Raw genomic sequence first — 21,953 nt, 5'->3', positions numbered from 1 at the left:
CGGCTATTCCGGCCGCTCGCAGACAATCGACAGCTTGTTGCCGTCGAGGTCGCGGACAAAGGCCGCGTAGAAGTTGGGATGGAACGGCCGGATGCCCGGGGTGCCCTCATCTGTACCGCCGTTTTCCAGCGCGGCGGCGTGGAATGCGTCCACTGCAGCGCGGCTCGGCGCATCGAGCGCAACCGTCACGCCGTTGCCAAATGTCGCCGGCTCGCGGTTGAACGGCTCCACCACCCAGAACCGGCTGCGCACATCCTCGTCCGCGCCATAGCCGATCTCCCCTGGCGCCTGCTTCTGCCGGCGATAGCCAAGCAGCGGCAGGACCGCGTCATAGAAACGGCCCGCCCTTTCAATGTCATTTGTCCCGACGGTCACATAGAGCAGCATCACGCGTCTGCCTCGGTCTCCGCCTCGGCTGAGGCCGCTTCCCTGCTCCGCCCCTTGAAGCCCTTGGCGAGCAGGAACATCTCGACCGATTCGGCGCGCGAGGCGGCCGGCTTCACATGGATGACCTGTTTGAAATTCTGCTTGAGCATGTTGAGCAGATCGCGCTCGGTACCGCCCTGGAAGGTCTTTGCCAGGAAATGTCCGCCCTCTGCCAGCACCTCAACGGCGAAGTACGCAGCGACTTCGCACAGATGCATGGTGCGCAGGTGGTCGGTTTGCCGGTGTCCCGTCGTGGGTGCCGCCATGTCGGAGATCACGAGATCGGGCGTGCCGCCGATCGCCTCTTTCAGCTTTTCCGGGGCCTCCGGATCAAGAAAATCCATCTGCAGGATCTTCACACCCGGCAGCAGGTCCATCTCCAGGAAGTCGATCGCCGCGACGCGCGGGTCCTCATCGGTCGAATTCGTCACCTTGGCGGCAATCTGCGACCAGCTTCCGGGCGCGGCGCCGAGGTCGATGATGCGCCTGGCACCGTCGAGGATCTTGTGCTTCTCGTCGATCTCCAGAAGCTTGAACGCAGCGCGCGCGCGATAGCCCTCGAGCCGTGCGCGCTGCACATAGGGATCATTGATATGGCGCTCGATCCAGCGCCGTGAGGACGCCTTGAGCTTGCCCTTCTTCACCTTCTGGCCGAGCTTGCGCCCGGTGCGGTTCCCGCCGACAGGGGGCTTGGTCATTTCTGTTGTCCTTCCGAACGGCCAGGGTAGCGATGCTGCCGGCGATGGCGGCCGCGTCTCCAGACCCCGTCATCGGCCATCATGTCAGTCAGCAAGCCCTCGCGCAGGCCGCGATCGGCCACACGCATGCGGGTCGATGGCCAGCGGTTACGGATCGCCTCAAGAATGGCGCAACCAGCCAGGACGAGATCGGCACGATCCGGCCCGATGCAGGGATTGGCCGCGCGGGCGGAAAAATCCCAGGACAGCAGCCGCGCCTGCATGGCGCTGACCTCGGCGTCCGAAAGCCATACGCCATCCACCTGGCGCCGGTCGTAGCGCGGAAGGTCCAGATGCACACCGGCGAGCGTCGTCACGGTCCCGGATGTGCCGATCAGATGGAAGTCGTCCGATGCCCCATGGTCGCCATGCCCGGCACAATCGAAATCCACTAGCATGGCTTCGACCTCCCTTACCATGGCGGCGAAGCTCTCGGGCGTCACGTCACGACCGCCGTGTCGCTCCGACAGCGTCACGACGCCGACCGGCAGCGAGGTCCAGTGGGTGATGTGGTTGGCAAGCCGACTGGAGCGGTTTTCGCCAATGCGGATCACGGCGATCTCGGACGAGCCGCCGCCGATATCGAACAGCACCACGGACTTCGCCTCGCGGCCGACAAGCGAGGAGCAGCCCGACACGGCAAGCCGCGCCTCCGTCTCCCGGTTGATGATCTCAAGCTCGAGACCGGTCTCCGACCTGACGCGAGCGAGGAATTCCTCGCCGTTCTCCGCCCTTCGGCAGGCTTCAGTGGCGATCAGGCGGCTGCGGCGGATATTGCGGCTTCTCAATTTGGCGGCGCAGACTTTCAGCGCCTCGATTGATCGGTCCATCGCCCCGTCCGACAGCCGGCCGCTCGCGGCCAGTCCCTCGCCAAGCCGGACAATTCGTGAAAAAGCGTCGACGACGCGAAACTGTCCCGGACGCGTCGGCTGCGCGATCAAAAGGCGGCAATTGTTCGTGCCGAGGTCGAGCGCAGCATAAAGCGACGTATCGTTCGCCTCTCCGCGCTGTCCACTTACGGTCGACGGTTCGCCTCGATTGCGGCCGCCTGTCGACAACGCAACTAGGGGCGCGGTCGACGACGGCGCTGCCTTCAGCGAAGGCCCTACGACTTCAGGCGACGATTCGGGCCCCCTCAGCGGACGCCCTTGCAGGCTGCGTTGCTGATGCGCCTTGCGATTCGCACGCCCCTGCCCGGACTGCTCCTGCGCAGCCTTCGCGGGAGACCCGGCTTCGATTTGCGATGGCCGATTTGCCTGGCCGCCACCCTTGCCGCGGCGTCGACGCTTGCGCTTGCGGACGGCATCGCCATCCGACGCGACGGATTGGGGGCTTGTTTCCAGACCGCTGCGGCTGGAACTGTTGGCCGGGGAAAGGGGAGCGGAAGACGGACCTTGGGCCCGCTTTGCTTTTCCCTTGCGGCGGCGCGACCGTTTCGGCTTTGCCTGTCCGCCCGTGGCCTGCCCCCCGGAAACGGACGGCCTGAGGCCGTGATCGGGGTCGTTCACGTGTCTGCCTATCGCGCCGCGCAAAGCTCTCTTGAGCTGCAGCAGGCGCTCTCTCGATTTTTCGTTGACAGGACCTTACCAGCACGGGTCGTTTTGGACAATTCCTTTTGTGCACGGCAGCATCCCCCGCTGCCACGCCTTGCGATGGCAGCAGATCCGTCGGCCACAAAACGCGCTTTGCAGACTATCGCAAAAAAATTCTCGAACCCTATTTGCATCCGCGAGCCTTTTGGTTATAAGCCCGCCTCACAGGCAACCGGCCACGGCCGACGCCGCTGGTGGGGAATAGGTTAACGGTAGACCCACGGACTCTGACTCCGTTAGTCCTGGTTCGAATCCAGGTTCCCCAGCCAATTCTCCCAAAAAACCCCTTAATTCCTTGATTTTCCACCTGATGCCCAGAACTGTAGCCCACAGGTGATGCCCACGCGAAATAACGCGATGGACGAGCCCTGGGGAAGACAGGGCATTCGTCATGGCCGTGCGCCACGAGGTCGAGAATCTGATCCGCCGCGGAAACATCTTCTATTGGCGTGCGCGCGTACCGGCCGTCTTCGTCCACTGCCGCCCCGGCAGTCGCCTTTCACTCAGCCTTCATTGTTCCGACCATAAAAAGGCTCAGATCATCGGCCGGAAGCTCAATACACGGCTGGCCGAACTGAAGATGAATTCGAAGGACGTGATGACCACCAAGAAGCAGCTCCAGATCCTGTTCGAGCACGTACGGGATGAAGAAATCGAGAGGCTCGATGACGTCAGCACGATGGCCAAACGCAACGGTCGCGGTGGCGATGTCGTCGAGATGGAGCTCGATCTCGAGGTTGGATGGGCTTGCCAACTCCTGGCAAAGTTCGGGACCCGGTCGGAGCTCATCCTAGAAGGCGATTGCCCTGGTCTCACCTATCTGCTGAAGAACGGCGTCCCCGCCTCGCATGTCGATGCCATCCGGGCGAACTATCGCGGCGAGCTGAGCACGGCTCGCAGCCCCGGATTTGAAGACGGCATCAGACGACTGATCTACCACTTCGAGATTGAGGACACGGCGCTCAATCGCGAACGCGCCATGTCGAAAATGTTCGAAGCACGCGCGGCGGCCCTCCTGGATATCGACGAACGCCACGACCTCGTCGACCGGACTTCAAGCGAATTCACAGGCGGCGGCAGAGCCAGCAAATCCGAGGCGGAGGTGAAGCTCGCAGAGGTCGAGCCAGCCACCCCTCTCTCATTGACGTTGACCGAAGAGAGCATACCGGCATCGACTGCGACGGATATCCCGGAGGAGGCGGATATCGCCTACCTCGACCTATCGCCTCGTCCCGCAACGGTCAGGAAGGCTTCACCCAAACCTCGCGAAGCCGAACAGCGCGTCGTTGCCGTATCGGAGTTCGAGCAGGAGTGTGAAAAGCTCATCGCAAACATGGGCGATGAATGGACAGCGGAGACGGAGCGAGACGCCATGGCGCTGGTGCGAATGTTCAAGTCGGTACTCGTGGAACATGGCGTAGAACATTCCGGACAGATCGAGCAATACCATATCGGCCTGTTGCGTCAGCACTTCAACGACATCCCGACCGACTGGGGTCGAAGCAGCCGGATGAGAATCATGTCGTCGCCGGAACTGCGGGCGGAAGGTAACAAGCTGCGCAAGGCGGCCGAGACTTCAGGCGGGAAGGCTAAGGTTGGCCTCGCAGCCGGCACGATCCGTAAGCACTTTGGTAACCTCCAACACTTCCTGAAGCATCTGAAGGGCCACGGTTTCGAAATCGAGGACTGGACGTTCGAAGAAGTGAAGCCCGGGGCGGAAATGATTTCCGCCCCGGCATGCTGCGTGACTAGGCTGCTTCCCAAACCTGATTGAGAATTCGTGCCGCCAATGCCGCCTTGTCCTGCGGAAGGAAACGGCCGTAGTGCTTTGCCACCATGTCCGCCGTATCCTGGATGGCATAGCTCGCCTGCTCGTATGAGCCGGTCTGCTTCAGGATGTGGGTCGCCAGCACATCACGAACATTGTGAGGCCCATGGGGCAACAAACCTTTAATCGCCCCACGGCCGGTGTATGGATTGTAGATGCCATAGCGCTGGATGGTGAGCCGCCATGCCTCATAGAAGCTGGTGATGTCGTAGGCTGCGTCGGTACTCGTTGTCTTGACCGTCTTCACGAAAAACGTACCGGGATCGGCAGCACTTTTAAGAAGGACCGAACGATGGCGCTCGACGTAGTCATCGATGCGGCGGTAGAGGTCGAGCAGATCGGGCAGCACCAGCCTAAATGGTTTGTCTCCGAAGAACGACGAATGGGCGTTCTTGAAAGCCACCGCCGGGATCAACACCTCCCAGCCACCGTCTCGGTCACTCCAGCGGATTTCTCCGCGCTTGAGCTTTTCGAGCACCCGTTCCGGACGCGGCATCTGTCCCCGTGGGCATAGCATCAACTGCCGCAGATTTTTCTGGCGAAGCCCGAGATGCAGCCCTAGCCTCAGCATGAGGAACGAGCGAACCGCCTCGGCAGCCGGACGCGGATAGCGCTCCTCGTCAGGCATCAGGCGGATGATCTCTTCGGTAATCTTCCGGTATTCGCCGACCGGGCTGTCGGCTTCAAGCACGGGCATGATCGGCTCGAAGGGATCACGATGGACCCGGGCGATGCGCTGGATCTCTTTGACACGGTGGGATGCGTGTTTGTGAAAATCCTCGCAGGCGCCATGCCAGTCCTCCCGGGCATAATCGATCTCGTTCTGCGAGACGAGACCGGCAATAGGCTGGACACGCGCCAAGAGTTCAGGATGTTGCCGAAGCCACCCGGTGCTTTCCTTGGTGATTGCCAGGGCGATCCGCAGCATGTCGACTTCCCACGCCGTATAGAAACCCCGGCGGCTTTCGCGCCACTGCAAATACCAGTCCCAGACGCCAGGAAAGACTAGCAGCCCGAAGGTCAGTTGACGCAGCGGTACCCCATATCCCTTGATCTCTCCCGCCTTTGACGCCGCAAGTGCGCCGAACATCAGGCCGAGATGCTCGATCTTCTGGGAAGCAGTTTCCTCGCCCCAGACACCATTTCGCTGAAATCCAATCGAGGTCAGTGCAGATGTCTTGAAGCGAACCAGATCGGCCATCTCCATGGCAAGTGTTGGCGGCGCATCGATGACGCCGGACAACAGGTCGGGATCCTCAATCCAAGTCTCCTCATAGTTCGCCGGTACCGCGATCTTTCCATCACGCGGCGCGCGCCCACCATACGATACGCCGGGAAAGCGGATGGCGTAGCGCTGCTTGGCCGCAGCAGCCTGAAACTTGCGATAGTCCGTCGACCCGCTGATGATCACACGGCGGACCCAATCGAGGATCTCCTCGCGCTTGGCGAATGGAAGCGAGTTGAAGTCATCGGGGAGATGCCATGCGATCCTACGTCGCTCCGCAGGATTCGCCGCCCAGCTTGGCCGATCCGGGGACCGAAGCGCAGCCAGATCCTCTTCATGGATCGCGAGGACCTGCTCAATCTCTACGTTGTGACCAATCTGCCGCTTCCCACCGGGGCGACGCCGGCAGTCACGACGGACGACGACGACTTGCCTTTCCTGAGGCAATGCCGGCGCCGCCCTTGTGGTGGGTCGCTCAGCGAAAGCTGAACTCGTGAATATCGCCGAACACCCCGTTGTATTCGAGCGGCATCTCCTCGACAGGAGGCGCCATAACGAATTCCAGTTGGCTCAAGTCCATATTCTCAATGAACGGGGCGAAGGCCACGACGCGATCTTGGATAGCAGCGATCGGCGCGGAGAAGATCGATGGAACTCCGGTGCAGCGGGTCGAAGGGGTCCATGTCTGGGCGAATTGTTCGACGGGGCCGAGCGCCAGGGAATATGAGCTCAGATAGTGAAGCTCTCGGCGTACCGTATCTTGCTTCGGCATGTAGACTCCACGTCGGACATAGAGTTCATCGAGCGAGCTCGGGCCTTCGTCGCCGAGATGATCCAGATAGTCGGGCAAGTAGGCGGCGAGCAGGCCGTAATTCGCCTGAAAGATCACGGCCATTTCCTCGGCCGTAAACAGGGGAGCAATGCTTTCGTCGAGGCGATTAAACACGAATCGATCGACCTGGGACCGATTGCAAAGAAGATCAAAGGCGCGAACTGATGCCTTGATCGCCAGCATTTCCAGCGAATCCTGACGGCGTTTGCGCCCATCGACCCAGGCCTCGGCGAAACCGACAATATAGGTGTCGAGCTTCGAAGAGGGGACGCCTTCGTTCAGAACATAATCGAGGAAACCAGCGGACCATTCTTTCTGCCGGTCCACAAAGAAGTCGAGGTCGCGCGCCATCAGCTCGTTCCCCGTCATGACTTTCTGGCCAACTGCGAAAGCTGTACGCTCCAACGGCGCGGCACCGGAGCTGTCTTCGAGAAGTCGCTGGCGCGCGAAAGGATCGCCTAGATTCTGTGGAAGCGTCGCGTAGCGCAGTCTCTCCCCCCGTTCCCAGGTATCGAGGAAGACGTCGTATGGGTCGCGCTCCTCCCCGTTGTCAGCGTCATCGCTCATTGTTGTCTTCCTCGTAGCCCGAGTAGTCATCTTGCGGAGCGTAATATTCGGCTGCGTCGTAGACCTGGGTTTTCTTGTATCGCTCGCCTAGGCCGGCGGCGGCGAGCCGCGAAAGACCCGCAATCTTCAGACCGCAAGCGATACACTCGAAGCGATTTGGCAAATGCTCCTGCGTCTCCGTGATTTCACCGTCGTCGAGCTTCTGCACCGGGGCGGTGACAGGCTCTCCGACCACCAGGGCCTGTGAGGCGCACGCTGGGCAGACAACACGATGCCCGTACTGGCGCGTCGCCCAGATGGCCGCGGCCTGGGCCTGCGCCAAGCGCTCCTCTTCCGGCCTCGCATTCCAGCTTTTATTGTGAGCTTCGATGTCCCCGAAGACCGCCTTAGCACTGACATCGGCAGCGGCGTCTATAAGCTTGGCCGCGACTTCGGCTTCTTCTTCGCCAATCAAATCGGGGAGCGACATTCCCATCGAGCGGAGCAAGATTTCGCTCGCCTGATAGAATTCCGGCTGCCATCTGGAGGGGTTGACGCCCTCGAAAGCGGCTTCACCCGAATGAAGCTCGCTATTGCGTCGACCAGTGTGCAAAATGCCGAAATCGGCGTTCTCCTTCGAGAAATCCGGAATGATCGCGGCGAGCCGTCGAAACACCTCGCTGATTGATATCGATTTCGGAGTGAACCTTGCTTCGGTTGGTTTGAAGCCGAGAGCGTGGAAAAGGCTTGCCCAGCTATCCTTGTTGTCCGCGAGAAGGGCCGGGCTCACGTTGGCAAGAGCAGCTCTCGCTAGGAACTCTAGCGAGAGGCTTGACCAGAGAGCGTATTCCCACTTGTCGCTGTCGGTCGCGAGCATGTTTTCGACGTAGCGCTGCGCTTTGACGAGTAGCGCCTCAGGACTCCACGTATCTGGTGTAGCATCGGGGGCAATGGTCTGTTTCAATAAAGCCTCTCCAGGTAAATACGCTCGATGATGCGGTCCTCTCTTCCGGTGACGATGGGCGACCGGGCGTGCAGCATGCGCCAGTTGTCGATGATCAATGTGTCCCCAGTCGAGGCAAGGGCTATCGACATTGTCTCGGCGTCAGAAAGAAGGGATCGTACCGCTTCGATCGCGCCCACGCCCGTCCTGCTGGCAGCGATGAGGAAGACTTCGTCCCAGCGGAACCGGTGTTTGGCGCCAACCTGCTCGCATAGCCGTAGCAGTGGAACTGCGCCGCCTTGCGGCCGGCGAGGCTTCACGATAGCGCGTGTCAAGAAATTCAGCGTGCTGCCAACGAAGATTGCCCTTGCGTCGATCAACATTGTCGGGATGTCGGTGTAGCCGTTCACGCAGCGCAACATAAGATATCTTGGCGGCAGGCGCCAATGCGCGAGATCAGTGTGAAACGGGAAGCGGTCTAGGCCGTAGATCCCGCTGTAGGTATTTGGCGTAGCGGTCGCACGGGGGATGAGCCGCTGAACGAGGCCGCCGTTCCAGGGGACCAATGGCGAGCCGAGGCGGGTTGCGACCGTCACGGAGTCGGCATCAGGCAAATAGGTGGACAGGAAACTATAGCCGGAGCATTCGATCTGGTCGGCGAGCAATGAGCCCATAGCGGCTACAGCCGATGAAAGCGGCCAGGTTGATTGCTGGCGAAGCTGCAAATGAAGGCATTGCCGGTGCGTTCGCTCGATATGAGAACAGAGCCTCGGCGTGGCTGAAGCTGCGCGCGGATCGCGTTGGTGAAGCTCTTCCAGGACATCTCGTCCGGGCGAATAATCTCCAGCGAAGTTCGATGTGGCAGTATAGACACGTCCAAGCCGCGGCGGCGCAGGCTTGTCGCGGCGCGACGTATATTGTCACCGCGGACGCGATTGAATTCGGCAAAATATCGCATCAGTCGTCCTCCTCGTCATCGCTGGCGAACGCGATCGAGACGCTCGCTAAACCATTGTTTCGGCTGAAGGCGATTAGAACCCCTTCTTGGGACAGCGCACGGCGGATGGCCTTCAGAGTGTCGGCCTTGGAGTCGCGGCCACGCTCGACGTTGCTGACCGTACCGGCAGAGATCCCGGCACGGTCGGCCAGGGTCGCCTGATCGAGACCGGCCATCATCCGCGCCGCGGCATAGGTTCGACCGAGAGCCGCGCTGTTCGAGAGATTCAGCGGCATCCATTTCACTCCAAAAGTGAGGAAGAATTTGTGTGGAACAAAAAAGGCGATAATGTGGCAGATAGGATTGCCTGGTGAAAGTTCCGCGATTTCACTCTGATCATGTCGAGACGAAGATCGGGAATGTAGATATCGCGCGTTCGTAAGCCCTTTGGCGGCAACTCGCGCGAATTGGGTCCCGAGCACCCGCTGCGGACCTCGTCCCCCGCGACCGTGCGGGAGCCAGGAATGAGGGGCGCATCTACCGACGCTCGCCAGGTCGGCTGAAGGTCTTCAAGGCGCACCGGCGTGCCGTCTTGCCGGCGAGAATGATAGAGGTGCAAGGCCGCACCTGGACCACTAATGTCCGCTTTGCGGATGGTTTAAAGCCCTCTCAAATGACCGAGATGGCGGGCGCTTTGCAGTCGCGGCCGATGACCTACACGGCTCGCAAGAGACCTGGAGATATAACGTCAAGATCTGCCACATCATTTATGATTTTTATGATTTTGCGGCTTTGTGGCTGGAAACTCGAATCTGGTCACATCGAGTCTCGGACCCATTACGCGGGTCGGCAATTCTCGTGCCGCTTGATGACCCCGGTGGTGCCCTTTGACGAGAACGACTTTGCCACTGCGATAGTGCCGCTCATGCGCAGCAACCCAATGACGAACTGGTCCGTTTCGCGCCTCGATCGCCTGTCGTTGGAACTCTAGGCGAGCGGTCCTTTCTGCCATGTGCGCAGCGGCCTGCGGGCCGATCCGGATCGTCAAATGTGACTTCTGAGCGCCAAACAACCACAACTTGCCGAACTTTCGGGCGGTCTTCCAGTCCTTGGTGGTGAAAGTCTCGGTTTCTGTAGGGATGATTCCGCCTAGATCCGGCGATACGAGCATGGCGAAGAGAGCATAAGGAATGAACAGATCATATCCCGTTTCAACCTGATGCACTGTGCGCATGCCGTGGATCGTTTCTGGTGAGACACCACTACGCATGTGAAACTCAAACATGGAGCGGCTGAGTTCGACTTCTATGTCGTCATAGTTCAGTGTCCCTGCCGCGGTCCGCTCGACGAGCAGAGCGCATATCGGATCGACAACGCCTCTTCCCTCGCGTTTGTGAAACATCGTGACACGCAGATAGCCCTCGTTCCGATCATCGAGCAGATAGCCGCGCTGTCCTGTGGCTGATGGCTTGTCTTCAAACCTCGTCACGGGCGAAGCGCGCTCAAAACGTGCTTTACCTAACGCTTGATCATCGAACTCTACCCAGGCGACTTTAGAAGGAAGCTTTACCTCCCCGAGGATCGCCAGAGCGGGCAATCTCGGTTCGTCTGCCTCCTCAGTGAAAGCCTCATGAAGGGTATCAGCATAAGCGGCAGCCAAATGGTCGAGAAGGTACACCTTTGCCTGCTGCAACGCATCGAGCGCGTATTCGCGGAAGTACCTAAGGTGCTCAGACGGTGCAAAGTGCCAGACGATGTCATCATTAGGTGTTGACTTGCCTGAAAGCGACGATCCATACATTGAAATCAATGATTTATAAAGCACTTCGTGTCCTTGAACGGTCCCCGCTGGTTGACCCGCCCTTGAGCAATCGGGTTCTAACCAACATGCTTTCTAGCGTCGCCGAATGTGAAAGCGGACGCGCCTCATGAAGCGTATCCGGTTGGCCATGATTGATCATTGAAGCCGGGAAGCACCTCATCTGCTCACAGATCAACAAATCGCCGCTGCTTCCACCTGGGTCCATGCCACCCTCGCCAAGAACATCAATGCCATGACAACATAAATGTCCACAGCAACCGTATACTTGCAAGGGAGACAGCGGGCCGACTGGCGAGAAAGGTGCGGCTTTCGACTGATGCCTTCGGATGACTGCTTCGACGGAGCTTCGCGGAAGTGTGGCTCGGTCGAAACCTGACAAGCGCGAGAAGGCGCCAACCTGCCGGGCCGGATTCAGATCATGACGGGGATTTCGATGATATTATCCGGCACCTCGGTCAGGTTGAATTCGATATTGGCCGTCTCGATGCCGCCATTATCTCCTGGGCGAAGTACAATGTTCATTTTCGAGAGCAACAGGCCATCGTGCGCGAGCCATTGCAGGACCGATGGGGATCCGGCCTTGACCTCGAAATCGTTACCACCTGCCGCGCTTCTGAGGGTCAGGTAATGTTCGACCGAGCTGGCGGTGATGTCGGCGAGGCTGAGCAGGTCGAGATGGCCGAGGCTACGATCCTTGAACGGGGCCGCCCCGCCAAACTCGGAGAACTTCCGGCCCTGAGAATAAACTCCAACAGCCCGTGCGAGCAGGTCAAGGGCATGGCGGTGCAACCCTTCATTGGCGCAGATCGTGTCGTTGTCACTCATCCAGAATACCTTCTGGCCCGATCTGGCGAGCAGAGCGACGAGGAAGGCAACGGTATGGACCACCCGTAACAACTTTTCGGCGCTGTCAGGTTTCCAGATGCCGAGTCCCGCCGTCTCGAGGACTCCCACCAGTTGCCTCAGAGTAGCTTTTTCATTCGGACCGAACACGGTCATCAGCCGCTTGTCGACGACGATCGTCAGCAGGAAACCGTGAAGCAGCATATCGGCAGCCTTGAGGTATTCGGGCAAGGCGCGCTGCATCTGGCCCATGCGAAAATCCTTAAAGGCGAATTCCTTCTCGCCCATGCCGAACTGCTTGCGGATCTCCGCAACCTTGCCCAGGAACGCGCCGCAACTGTTCCAGCCGCAGGCGAGGAACGAGTAGGTGTGGTGATCACCCGAAGATTCCCCAGCATAGTCGGAAAATACCGCCACCGTTTCGTTACCGTGCGCGGTGAGATCGGGCAGAATAAGTTTGCCGCGCCGGTGCGACTTCCTCATCAGGTCCTGCAGGATCTGCGCGAGCTCGTTGTACTCGATGTCGGGGCCGGGCTTGAGGACGTCGAGATCGGGGTTTTTCCACGCTGAGTTATTGGCGAGCTCGATGAGGGTCCGCAATTGTTCGGAGCTTATACCAGCCTGGTCGTTTCGGTCGGTCATTGTCTCCGTCTCGTCTATGGTCATCGCCGAACCATAGATCGATATCTAAGCTCAGATTGCAAGGCCTGCCGGACATCAACTGCCGGCCCCGGGCGCCTCGACAATGAGGCTTCGCCGCTGATCACAAGACTCGGTCGCCGCGAGCTATACCGTCGAAACTGGCAGTTCTGACAGGATCTGTCCATCCAACGTTACTGTGAAGTGTCAGAGCTTCTTCGTGTGGATGCCGATAGACGTTGGACGCACCGTAAGAGATTACATAACTCGACCGTCCAATTGGAGTAGGCGGCATTGAAAATGCGCTATGAGCGCGTCCTCCGTGATGGGTAGCCACAAGGCCGTCGAATTGCAGCGGACCAAACGGCAGACTGTTATAATCTGCATCCCCCGCCAGCAGGATACTACGTCCATCGAGAAGCGAGACGCGCATTGCCAAGCCCGTACCGTTCCTGCCCAAACCCGCGCATTCGCCGAGGTCGCCCACATTGAATGACGACGATCCACCGCTCCACACGTACAGGCGACGCGCATCCGCCAAACCTCTGGCGAGCCTTGCAGCTCCAGGCCCAAGGATCTGGTCAGGCACTATCCATCTACAACGCCTGAGCGATTGGATTTGAAATGCAGCGTGGAAATGGTCCCAATCCCAATGCGAGAGAACGATCGGGACACGCGCGTCTAGGTCCACTGTGAAAGGTACAGACCTTGCGCCCTTCGCATTGAAAGCCGTAGGAGAGCCGACGTCAAAGTGAAGGCAAGGTTGACCTTCCCTTAAAAGCGTCGTGAAGCTCCCCTGCCCAACATCATGTACCAATACCTTGTCCGCCTGCGGAACGCGCGTCAACACATCCTGAACGCTTAACCGCGACAAGCGCTGCGGTATGCGGCAGACGGCGGCGATTGCTGACGGCAGTGTTAGGGCAGGCACAGAAGCCGCGCCAAGCGACGCTGGACGAGGCACTGGATCAATGCTGGAAACGAGCCGTTCGCCTTTCACTACACGCCCCTTCGAGAAGGCAGTGAACCCCAAAGGAGTGCTCCCGGCAAACCATGCACGCATTCCCTCTGCCGATTGATCGGGATTCAGCTCCAGGTGAAACCAAAACCCCGGTTGCACATCTACAATGTCGTTGGCGAATTTAGCGAATTTACTAGGTGTTGTGGTTAGACGGAGTAATCCGAAATCAGCGTCGTGCTCGGGAGCCGCGCTTTTAATCCAGTCAGCAGCCTGATCACCTGCGTCCGCAGTCACCGTGTCAAACTCGATCACCGATCTCGCAAGCGGGCCAGCACCGATCTGGTCTATTCGACTGACTCTGGCGAATACATGTCGTTCCGGGAACTTTCCCAAGCCAAAATAGAAAAAGAAGAAGGCTGCCTCCTGGAAGCTGAAATCGCGCTCAGGCGTGGAGATTAATCCAAGCGTCTAAAGAAAAGCTGACCGCCCGTTAGATCTCTCATGCTTAGCTGGTCCATGGATCCGTTAGTTCGCATCAGAAGTCACGCCTTGAGGTTACTCGGGACGAACGCACGGCTAAAATCTGCTGCCGGCGTGACGGCGACGAGCTCCTTGGTCAAGATAATGTCTCCTTTCAGGCAGCCGCGAGGAAGCGATCTATGGCTGACAAGGAAGGCGCAATGCGGACAGGCTGCTCAAGCCGGGAACCGACCTGTCGGCCTCGGGGCCGATGGCCGACCGTCCGCTGCTGGGACATCCAACACGAAAAGCGGACATCGGAGTTCTTGCCGCCGATGTCTGCGATTGGCCCCTTATTTGACATTAAACTGCACTGGGCGCGTTCTTTGCCACAGCAAACCAACAGACAACTGCGGCCCCAATCACCGCGATCCAGGCGGAGATTTCGCTTCAGAAGCAAGCGAAAGTGAAGCTTTCGATTGCACTTCAAAGTGAACGCCATGTGAATCCACGACGAATATCACATGGCACTACAAAACTGTTGTATGGCTGTCATAATCTGACAATACTGCTCCACGCGAAACTAAACCTTTCGCCAACCAAAACGGGAGCGAGACATGAAGACCTTAGGATTCGCGGCGGGAGTTGCCGCCACATTTACGTTGCTATCCAGCACCTCCGCGTTTGCCGTCACCGAGATTTCGTGGTGGCACGCCATGACCGGCGCGAACAGCGAGGTCGTCGAGCAGCTTTCCAAGGAATTCAACGAGAGCCAGAGCGAGTACAAGGTCGTTCCGGTGTTCAAGGGCACTTATCCTGAGACGCTGAATGCCGGCATCGCCGCTTTCCGCGCCAAGCAGCCGCCGGCGATCATGCAGGTCTTCGATGCGGGCACGGGTACGATGATGGGCGCCGAGGGTGCCATCAAACCGGTGGCCGAGATCCTGTCGATGGGCGGTCAGGCCTTCGACAAGAGCCAGTACCTGCCGGGCATCGTCGCCTATTATTCCAAGCCTGACGGCACGATGCTGTCGTTCCCGTACAACTCGTCCTCGCCGATCCTCTACTACAACAAGGACATATTCCAAAAGGCCGGCCTCGACGTCGACAACCCGCCGAAGACCTGGTCCGAGGTCTGGGATGCGGCCAAGAAGATCAAGTCGAGCGGCGCAGCACCGTGCGGCTTCACCTCGACCTGGCTGACCTGGATCCACACCGAGAATTTCGCCGCCTGGAACAACCTGTCCTACGGCACCAACGAGAACGGCATCGGCGGCACGGACGTCGAGCTCAAGATCAACGCCCCGACCTTCGTCAAGCACTTCCAGGAACTGGCCGATCTCGCCAAGGACGGAACATTCAAATATGGCGGCCGCACGTCGGAAGCCAAGCAGGTCTTCCTCGCCGGCGAATGCGGCATCTTCACCGAATCCTCTGGCGGTCTCGGCGACATCGTCAAGTCGGGCATGAACTATGGCACCGGTCAGTTGCCCTACGAGGCGGATGCCGCGGGTGCGCCGCAGAACACCATCCCGGGCGGTGCATCGCTGTGGGTCTTCGCCGGTCTGCCGGACGAACAGTACAAGGGCGTTGCCGCCTTCTTCAACTTCCTGTCGCAGACGCCGATCCAGGCACGTCTGCACCAGGTGTCGGGTTACCTGCCGGTCACGCTTGCCGCCTACGAGGAGACCAAGAAGTCGGGCTTCTACGACAAGAACCCGGCCCGCGAGATTCCGATCAAGCAGATGATGGGCAAGGCGCCGACAGAGAATTCGAAGGGCGTCCGCCTCGTCAACCTGCCGCAGGTCCGCGACATCGAGAACGAGGAGATCGAGAAGATGCTCGCGGGCCAGCAGACCGCCCAGCAGGCGCTCGACAATACCGTTGAGCGTGGCAACAAGGCGATCCAGGACGCGCTCGACAACTGATGCCAGGTCCGTGTGAGCGCGGCCCCTCCATCGGGTTCGCCGCGCTTACCGCCTTTCTCCCGCGACGAGAGGAATCGCAGCGTTGACGTGGCACCTTTCCCCGCCCCATCGGCTGGGCGAACGGTGCCACGTTCGGCGAGGCGTTCCTCCAGCAAGCCGATGATCCAGCCGCCGAAGAGGCTCTTATTGTCCCCACGCGTCGTCTTTCCCAACAAGGTCCTTCCCTATCTGCTGGTCGCGCCGCAGCTGGCGATCACGCTGGTGTTCTTCTACTGGCCGGCCAGCCAGGCGCTCTACCAGTCGATGCTCAAGGAGGACCCCTTCGGGCTGTCATCCAAATTCGTCTGGTTCGCCAATTTCAGGAAGGTGCTGTCGGATCCGAACTACCTCAATTCGGTTCAGGTCACGATCGTCTTCTCCATCGCCACCGCAGCGGTTGCCATGAGTGTGGCACTCCTGCTTGCCGTCATGGCCGACAAGGTCGTGCGCAGTCGCGGCCTCTACCGCACACTGATGATCTGGCCCTACGCGGTGGCACCGGCCATTGCCGGTATGCTGTGGCTGTTCCTGTTCAATCCCTCGATCGGCTCGCTCGCCTATGGCCTGCGCTGGCTCGGCATAAACTGGGATCCGCTGCTCGATGGCTCGCAGGCGATGGTTCTGGTCGTCGCGGCCGCATCGTGGAAGCAGATCAGCTACAATTTCCTGTTCTTCGTCGCCGGGCTGCAGGCGATCCCGAAAACACTGATCGAGGCGGCGGCAATTGACGGCGCCGGCGAGAACAAACGCTTCTGGACGATCGTTTTTCCCTTGCTCGCGCCGACCACCTTCTTCCTGCTGGTGGTCAATACCGTCTATGCCTTCTTCGACACCTTCGGCATCATCCACGCCGTCACCGGCGGCGGGCCGGGCAAGGCGACGGAGACGCTGGTCTACAAGGTTTACAATGACGGCTTCGTCAATCTCATCCTCGGCGATTCGGCCGCCCAGTCGGTGATCCTGATGGTCATCGTCATCGCGCTCACCGCGATCCAGTTCCGCTACGTCGAGAGGAAGGTGCATTATGGCTGAACCGTCGACGCTTCCGCCCGCAAGCGGCCATGACAAGCTGATGATCGGTCAGTCGGTTGCAGGCATCTATCTGGCGCACGCCGTGCTGATCCTCGGCATCCTGATCGTGGCGTTTCCGATCTACTACACCTTCGTCGCCTCGACCCATTCGCTGCAGACGATCCTGCGTCCGCCGCTGCCGCTACTGCCCGGCGATCGCTTCATCGAAAACTATTCGGAGGCGCTGTTCGGCGGCGTCGGCCGCATCGGCGGGGTCAGCGTGACGACGCTTCTCGTCAACACCACCATCGTCGCGCTCGGCATCGCCATCGGCAAGATCATCATCTCAATCGTGTCTGCCTATGCCATCGTGTTCTTTCGCTTTCCCGGCCGGATGTTCTTCTTCTGGCTGATCTTCATCACGCTGATGCTGCCGGTCGAAGTGCGCATCCTGCCCACCTACAAGGTGATGGTCGATCTCGGCCTGATCGACACCTACGCTGGTCTGATCGTGCCGCTGATCGCATCAGCCACGGCGACTCTGCTCTTCCGCCAGTTCTTCCTCACCATACCGGGCGAATTGGTCGAGGCGGCCCGCGTGGATGGCGCCGGTCCCTGGCGTTTCTTCAAGGATATCCTGCTGCCCTTGTCGCGCACCAACATCGCAGCACTCTTCGTCATCCTCTTCATCTATGGCTGGACGCAATACCTCTGGCCGCTGCTCGTCACCAACCGCAATGACATGAACACCATCGTGATTGCGCTCAGGAAGATGATCTCGTTTGCCGATGCCGACACCGAATGGCATCTGGTGATGGTCACCTCCATGTTTGCGATCGTGCCCCCCATCCTCGTGGTGGTGCTGATGCAGCGCTGGTTCGTCCGCGGCCTCGTCGAAACGGAGAAATAATGGCAACCGTCGATCTCAAGGACGTTCGCAAGGTTTATGCTGGCGGCGTCGAAGCCGTGAAAGGCGTCTCCATCGCCATTCCCGACAAGGCGCTGTGCGTTCTGGTCGGTCCGTCAGGCTGCGGCAAGTCAACGCTTCTGCGCATGATCGCGGGCCTGGAAACCATCTCCGCCGGCAGCTGCGCCATCGACGGAAAGGTGGTCAACGCGATCGGCCCGACCGAGCGTGACATCGCCATGGTGTTCCAGAACTATGCGCTTTATCCGCATATGAAGGTCTACGACAACATGGCCTACGGCCTGCGCAACCGCGGCACGCCGAAGGACGAGATCGACAAGCGGGTGCGTTCGACGGCGAAAACGCTCGAACTCGAGCACCTGCTGGAGCGTCGCCCACGCGAACTCTCCGGTGGCCAGCGGCAGCGCGTCGCCATGGGCCGTGCGATCGTCCGCAACCCCAAGGTCTTCCTGTTCGACGAGCCGCTGTCCAACCTCGACGCCAAGCTTCGCGGGCAGATGCGCGTCGAGATCAAGAACCTGCAGCGCAATCTCGGGGTCACCTCGGTCTATGTCACCCACGACCAGTTGGAGGCGATGACGCTGGCCGACGTTCTTGTGGTGATGAATGCCGGCCTGGTCGAACAGTCGGGGGCACCGCTCGACATCTACGAGAAGCCGGCCTCGACCTTCGTGGCCTCCTTCATCGGCGCGCCGCCGATGAACCTCCTGCCGCTCCGCAGCGGCCAGCTCGAAGGTGCAGTCACGCTGCCGGTCGTACCCGCCAATGCTGCGACGCTCGGCTTCCGTCCCGAGGATTGCGAGGTGCGTATCGAGGCCGACGGCGTCGCCGCTGATGGCGCGCTTCGCCTGGTGGCTCAGGTCGAAGGCGTCGAGCCCGTGGGGGCGGAGAGCTTCCTTTACTGCCAGGCTGCCGGCGGGCGCATCGTCGTGCGTGTGCCCGGCCGCACCGAAGTCCAGCCCGGCGACCAACTGCCGGTGTTCGCCCGGCGCGAGAAGCTGCATTTCTTCGGCAGTGACGGCAGACGAGTCTAAGCCTGGGCAATCAAGATGGTCGGCGGTATCCGCGCTTGGGCCGTCAGGCCGCCGCATTGTCGCTGGCGACGTCTGCTATCGGAAAGCGGCCAAGCTGGTCTCCACGGCCGACATGAAGGCGCAAAGCTGCCGGGCGCTTTATGGCCGCCTCACCGCAAACTTGAGGTCCGAAAGCGGAAATTATTGCCGCTCACTCCCTACTGTTGACTGAGGCCCAAAGCCAGGGCACAAAGGTGGCATCCACGGTCGCTCGCGATGGGAAAACAGAGGGAATTTCAAGGCCATTTCTATAAGCCATTGAAATCATGTGAGAATCCAGGTTCCCCAGCCAAACGTCTTCAAGCGCAATTGAACCCGACGTCCTACAGGCGTTCCCTACGGAAATCTTTGCGAGCCCTGTCCAATTTGTGGCGCCCACCCCGCCAACTTTGTGCGATTCGCCGCTTTTTGCCGCCCAACCACGCCCGAAGAAACTTTAGAGAAATTATAAACGATTATTGCACGAATCGTCGCCTAAATTAGTCCAACCGCAATTAGGGGTTGGTTCGAGATGCAAAAGGTCCGCAAGAGCAACATGCGCTGCCTCTTCGAAGATAAAGGCGGCAATTTTGGCATAATGACAGCGCTGTTGATCCCAGTCCTTTTCCTGGCTGGTTCGGTGGCGCTCAACATCGCGACTGCAACGAAGGAAAGCTCCAAGATGCAGGCCGCACTCGACGCAGCGGCAATTTCCGCAGTCAAGGCCTATGGAGAGGGAGACAGCGAAAGCGATGCCCTGCAGCAAGCGACCGAAATCTTCTTTCTGAATTTCGGAAAGCCCTCCGTCCTCGATCAGCCCGACGCTGACAGCTCGTTTCCGGGAGCGGCAATTCAGCTTGCATTTACGGAGAGTGGCGAGGAAACGGCCGCCACCGCGGCCTACTCCGCCGACTATGACCCGGTCTTCTGGGGACTGAGCCCCTACAAGATAAGCAGAGAGAGCGTCGCCGTTCGCGCCCAGGATGGGGAAGCCTGTATCCTGGCCCTCCATCCAACCGCCCCTCGAGCCTTTGAAGTAAGCGGAAGCGCGAAGGTAGACACATCGAACTGTACGATCACGTCGAATTCGACCGACGCGCAGTCGATATATCTCGGTGGTGCCGCCACCCTGAAGGCCGAATGTCTTTACGCGGCCGGCAAAATATCGGCAACGCTCGCCAGTCTGGATCTGGTCTGCGGCAAGGGGCAGGAGAACGTTTCGCGGACGCCTGATCCATTCAAGAAGAAGGCGATGCCGAATGCGGGCAACTTGGTAAGCCTGGCCGGATGCGGGCAGAATTTCGTCGGCAACGGCGGTGGCAACGGGGATTGCAACGGCACCGGCAAGACTCCGAACAAGGCGCCTGACGGGTATGCGGTAACGCTGAAGCCCGGCACCTATGGCGGGTTGGAGATCAAGGGAAAGGTCAATCTCCAACCTGGAAACTACATAATTGATGGCGGCACGCTCAAGCTTACCAGTCAATCGGTGGTCAATGCGGAGGGGGTGACCTTCTTCCTGCTGAACGGAGCGCAGATCGACATACACGGCGGCTCGACTTTCCACGTCACCGCACCAACGACCGGGACCTGGGCCGGTTTTTCGATCGTTGCGGCGAGAAACAACACACAGCCGGCGGTCATCAACGGCAACAGCGCGTCGTCGTTGGCAGGCATCATCTACATGCCCGCATCGAAGGAGATTCAATACTCGGGTAATGGCTCCACCGGGGGTGAATGTGTCCGCATCGTCGCGCAGGAGATCACCATGATCGGCAACAGCAGTTTCAAGATCGATTGCAAGACGGAACTGGCCGACAACGAAATCAACAACCCGGGCGCTATTCGGCTGGTGAAGTGATCAGGTTCAGCAAGCGACTCGGATGACACCGACCGCACATGAACCAAGAGGGGCCGCGTTTTGCGGCCTTTCTTCGTTTGACGCTATGCACGTTATTGTGCGGCAACATCGCTTTCGTCGCGTGCGTTTGTGCGACATATCCCGAAACGCCATGTGGGCCGGAAAGGCGATTTCCGGTCAATGTCGCCGTTTGATGGGCGATTTGACGAGAGTCTCCGAACCTTCATGCAAAAATAATTAACGCAATCGCGGCAAATACTATCAAAATTGACAAAAGCTCGGTGCCGGTTTGTGCGTTGGCTGGATTAGGCGGCTGATCGACAACATATTTTAGAGATTGGGGTGAACTGAACATGATTTCCGACAGTGTTGTCGACGTCGCCTTAAGAGAGCTGTTCGATCTATCGCCTGTGCCGTTCTCCATCTCCACGACCGAACATCACTCCCGCTACATCAAGGTCAACCCGGCCTATCTCCGCTTGATCGGCCGCACCTGGGATGAAATCAACGGTCAGCCGCTCACTGACGACCTTCCTTATTCATCCGACGATCCGGCACGCTTGCACAGGATGAACTTGCTCGACACGCAGGGCTTCTACGAGCTTGCCGAAGTGGAGATGCGGCATGTCAGCGGGCGCATAATCCCCACATTGATCAGCGCGCAACGGCGCAGGATCGACGGAGAGAGCTTCGATATAGAAATCATCCTCGACAACTCGGAGCGAAAAGCCTTCGAGCGCGCGATCCTGGATGCAGCCTTCACGGATGCCATGACTGGCCTGCAGAATCGTGCCTCTTTCGAGAGCTACTTGCGCAGGGCGCTGACTGAAGCAAACGCCGATTCTCGAATCGTCCTTGCCTACATCGACCTCAACCGTTTCAAGAAAATCAACGACGAACATGGCCATTCTGTTGGTGACAAGCTCTTGAGAGCGATCGCGAAGCGGTTGGTTGAGTGGAGTGCTCACAACGATTTTGTTGCCCGACTGGGGGGCGACGAGTTCGCGATTGTCTCTTCCACTGCAGCAACTGAAGAGTTTTCGCTTGCGCGGTTCTTCGATCTCGGCCAGCGGATTGCCAAGAACATTGTCATGGATGAGAGCATTCTTCGGGTTGGCGCTGCGATAGGAGTTACCGAGGCATCTCCGGGGGTAAGCTTTGACGCGCTTCTCGATGGCGCAGACAAATTGATGTATGCAGCCAAGGCCACCGGCAAACTCGTCGACGTGTGCTCGAGCGCCAGGCTGCACAAGAGAACTGGCCGCATATTGACGAACCACGCTTCATGCAGTGCCTTCTGATTACTGGTGAGTTCCCCCGGCGCTCATGACAATTACCTGATAT

The 21,953-nt window shown here is 59.4% G+C and carries 16 protein-coding genes, 1 tRNA gene and 1 pseudogene; 8 read left to right on the top strand and 10 right to left on the bottom strand.

Annotation, left to right across the window (positions count from 1 at the left end):
* Positions 1 to 3: 3 nt before the first annotated feature.
* From IB238_RS00730 to IB238_RS00720, 3 genes are read right to left on the bottom strand one after another with little or no spacing between them, the layout of a single operon-like run.
* Complete coding sequence (locus tag IB238_RS00730) at positions 4 to 387, bottom strand: VOC family protein (protein WP_192242451.1); 384 nt, start codon at positions 385 to 387, stop codon at positions 4 to 6.
* Complete coding sequence (locus IB238_RS00725; protein ID WP_192242450.1) at positions 387 to 1,124, bottom strand: RlmE family RNA methyltransferase; 738 nt, start codon at positions 1,122 to 1,124, stop codon at positions 387 to 389. The genes IB238_RS00730 and IB238_RS00725 overlap by 1 nt, the downstream gene beginning before the upstream one ends.
* Positions 1,121 to 2,671 carry an exopolyphosphatase gene (locus tag IB238_RS00720; RefSeq protein WP_192242449.1) on the bottom strand — a complete coding sequence of 517 codons (1,551 nt, stop codon included), beginning with the start codon at positions 2,669 to 2,671 and terminating at the stop codon, positions 1,121 to 1,123. The genes IB238_RS00725 and IB238_RS00720 overlap by 4 nt, the downstream gene beginning before the upstream one ends.
* Positions 2,672 to 2,950: 279 nt before the next feature.
* Here IB238_RS00720 and IB238_RS00715 point away from each other — a divergent pair.
* Both IB238_RS00715 and IB238_RS24420 read left to right on the top strand, forming a co-directional pair.
* Positions 2,951 to 3,024, top strand: a tRNA-Gln gene (locus IB238_RS00715).
* A 122-nt stretch (positions 3,025 to 3,146) separates the two neighbouring features.
* Positions 3,147 to 4,529, top strand: coding sequence for a DUF6538 domain-containing protein (locus tag IB238_RS24420; protein ID WP_246723461.1), 1,383 nt, complete (start codon positions 3,147 to 3,149; stop codon positions 4,527 to 4,529).
* Here the strand turns inward: IB238_RS24420 and IB238_RS00705 are convergent.
* The 7 genes and pseudogenes from IB238_RS00705 to IB238_RS00675 all read right to left on the bottom strand — a co-directional run.
* Positions 4,504 to 6,090: pseudogene (locus IB238_RS00705) on the bottom strand (hypothetical protein); the annotation flags it as partial. The gene IB238_RS24420 and the pseudogene IB238_RS00705 overlap by 26 nt on opposite strands.
* A gap of 193 nt (positions 6,091 to 6,283) precedes the next feature.
* Positions 6,284 to 7,207 (bottom strand): hypothetical protein, encoded by a 924-nt coding sequence (locus IB238_RS00700; protein WP_192242448.1) that lies wholly within the window; start codon positions 7,205 to 7,207, stop codon positions 6,284 to 6,286.
* Positions 7,197 to 8,150 (bottom strand): hypothetical protein, encoded by a 954-nt coding sequence (locus IB238_RS00695; RefSeq protein ID WP_192242446.1) that lies wholly within the window; start codon positions 8,148 to 8,150, stop codon positions 7,197 to 7,199. The genes IB238_RS00700 and IB238_RS00695 overlap by 11 nt, the downstream gene beginning before the upstream one ends.
* Positions 8,147 to 8,803 (bottom strand): TauD/TfdA family dioxygenase, encoded by a 657-nt coding sequence (locus IB238_RS00690; RefSeq protein WP_192242444.1) that lies wholly within the window; start codon positions 8,801 to 8,803, stop codon positions 8,147 to 8,149. Before IB238_RS00690 ends, IB238_RS00695 begins: the two co-directional genes overlap by 4 nt.
* A 283-nt stretch (positions 8,804 to 9,086) precedes the next feature.
* The gene (locus IB238_RS00685; protein WP_113425191.1) at positions 9,087 to 9,362 is read right to left on the bottom strand and encodes a helix-turn-helix transcriptional regulator; all 276 of its coding nucleotides are present in this window, start codon (positions 9,360 to 9,362) and stop codon (positions 9,087 to 9,089) included.
* 467 nt (positions 9,363 to 9,829) lie between these two features.
* The gene (locus IB238_RS00680; RefSeq protein ID WP_192242435.1) at positions 9,830 to 10,891 is read right to left on the bottom strand and encodes a hypothetical protein; all 1,062 of its coding nucleotides are present in this window, start codon (positions 10,889 to 10,891) and stop codon (positions 9,830 to 9,832) included.
* A gap of 408 nt (positions 10,892 to 11,299) precedes the next feature.
* Positions 11,300 to 12,373: a hypothetical protein gene (locus tag IB238_RS00675; protein ID WP_192242433.1), complete on the bottom strand. Its 1,074-nt coding sequence runs from the start codon at positions 12,371 to 12,373 to the stop codon at positions 11,300 to 11,302.
* A 2,034-nt stretch (positions 12,374 to 14,407) separates the two neighbouring features.
* Here IB238_RS00675 and ugpB point away from each other — a divergent pair.
* The 6 genes from ugpB to IB238_RS00645 all read left to right on the top strand — a co-directional run bounded on the left by ugpB (position 14,408) and on the right by IB238_RS00645 (position 21,910).
* Positions 14,408 to 15,718, top strand: coding sequence for a sn-glycerol-3-phosphate ABC transporter substrate-binding protein UgpB (gene ugpB, locus IB238_RS00670; protein WP_192242431.1), 1,311 nt, complete (start codon positions 14,408 to 14,410; stop codon positions 15,716 to 15,718).
* A 159-nt stretch (positions 15,719 to 15,877) separates the two neighbouring features.
* Entirely contained in the window at positions 15,878 to 16,789 is a 912-nt protein-coding gene (gene ugpA, locus IB238_RS00665; protein ID WP_192242429.1) for a sn-glycerol-3-phosphate ABC transporter permease UgpA, read from the top strand.
* Positions 16,790 to 16,829: 40 nt separating this feature from the next.
* The gene (gene ugpE, locus IB238_RS00660) at positions 16,830 to 17,678 is read left to right on the top strand and encodes a sn-glycerol-3-phosphate ABC transporter permease UgpE (protein WP_192247241.1); all 849 of its coding nucleotides are present in this window, start codon (positions 16,830 to 16,832) and stop codon (positions 17,676 to 17,678) included.
* Positions 17,678 to 18,730 carry a sn-glycerol-3-phosphate ABC transporter ATP-binding protein UgpC gene (ugpC, locus tag IB238_RS00655; protein ID WP_192242427.1) on the top strand — a complete coding sequence of 351 codons (1,053 nt, stop codon included), beginning with the start codon at positions 17,678 to 17,680 and terminating at the stop codon, positions 18,728 to 18,730. Before ugpE ends, ugpC begins: the two co-directional genes overlap by 1 nt.
* Positions 18,731 to 19,280: 550 nt before the next feature.
* The gene (locus IB238_RS00650) at positions 19,281 to 20,609 is read left to right on the top strand and encodes a pilus assembly protein TadG-related protein (protein ID WP_192242425.1); all 1,329 of its coding nucleotides are present in this window, start codon (positions 19,281 to 19,283) and stop codon (positions 20,607 to 20,609) included.
* 353 nt (positions 20,610 to 20,962) lie between these two features.
* On the top strand, positions 20,963 to 21,910 hold the full coding sequence (locus tag IB238_RS00645) for a sensor domain-containing diguanylate cyclase (RefSeq protein ID WP_192242422.1): 948 nt from the start codon (positions 20,963 to 20,965) through the stop codon (positions 21,908 to 21,910).
* The last annotated feature ends 43 nt before the right edge of the window (positions 21,911 to 21,953 follow it).

The sequence above is a fragment of the Rhizobium sp. ARZ01 genome (assembly GCF_014851675.1).
GTDB lineage: Bacteria > Pseudomonadota > Alphaproteobacteria > Rhizobiales > Rhizobiaceae > Mycoplana.
The sequence above is the reverse complement of the archived record's forward strand: the minus strand, read 5'-3'. Positions and strand labels throughout refer to the sequence as shown.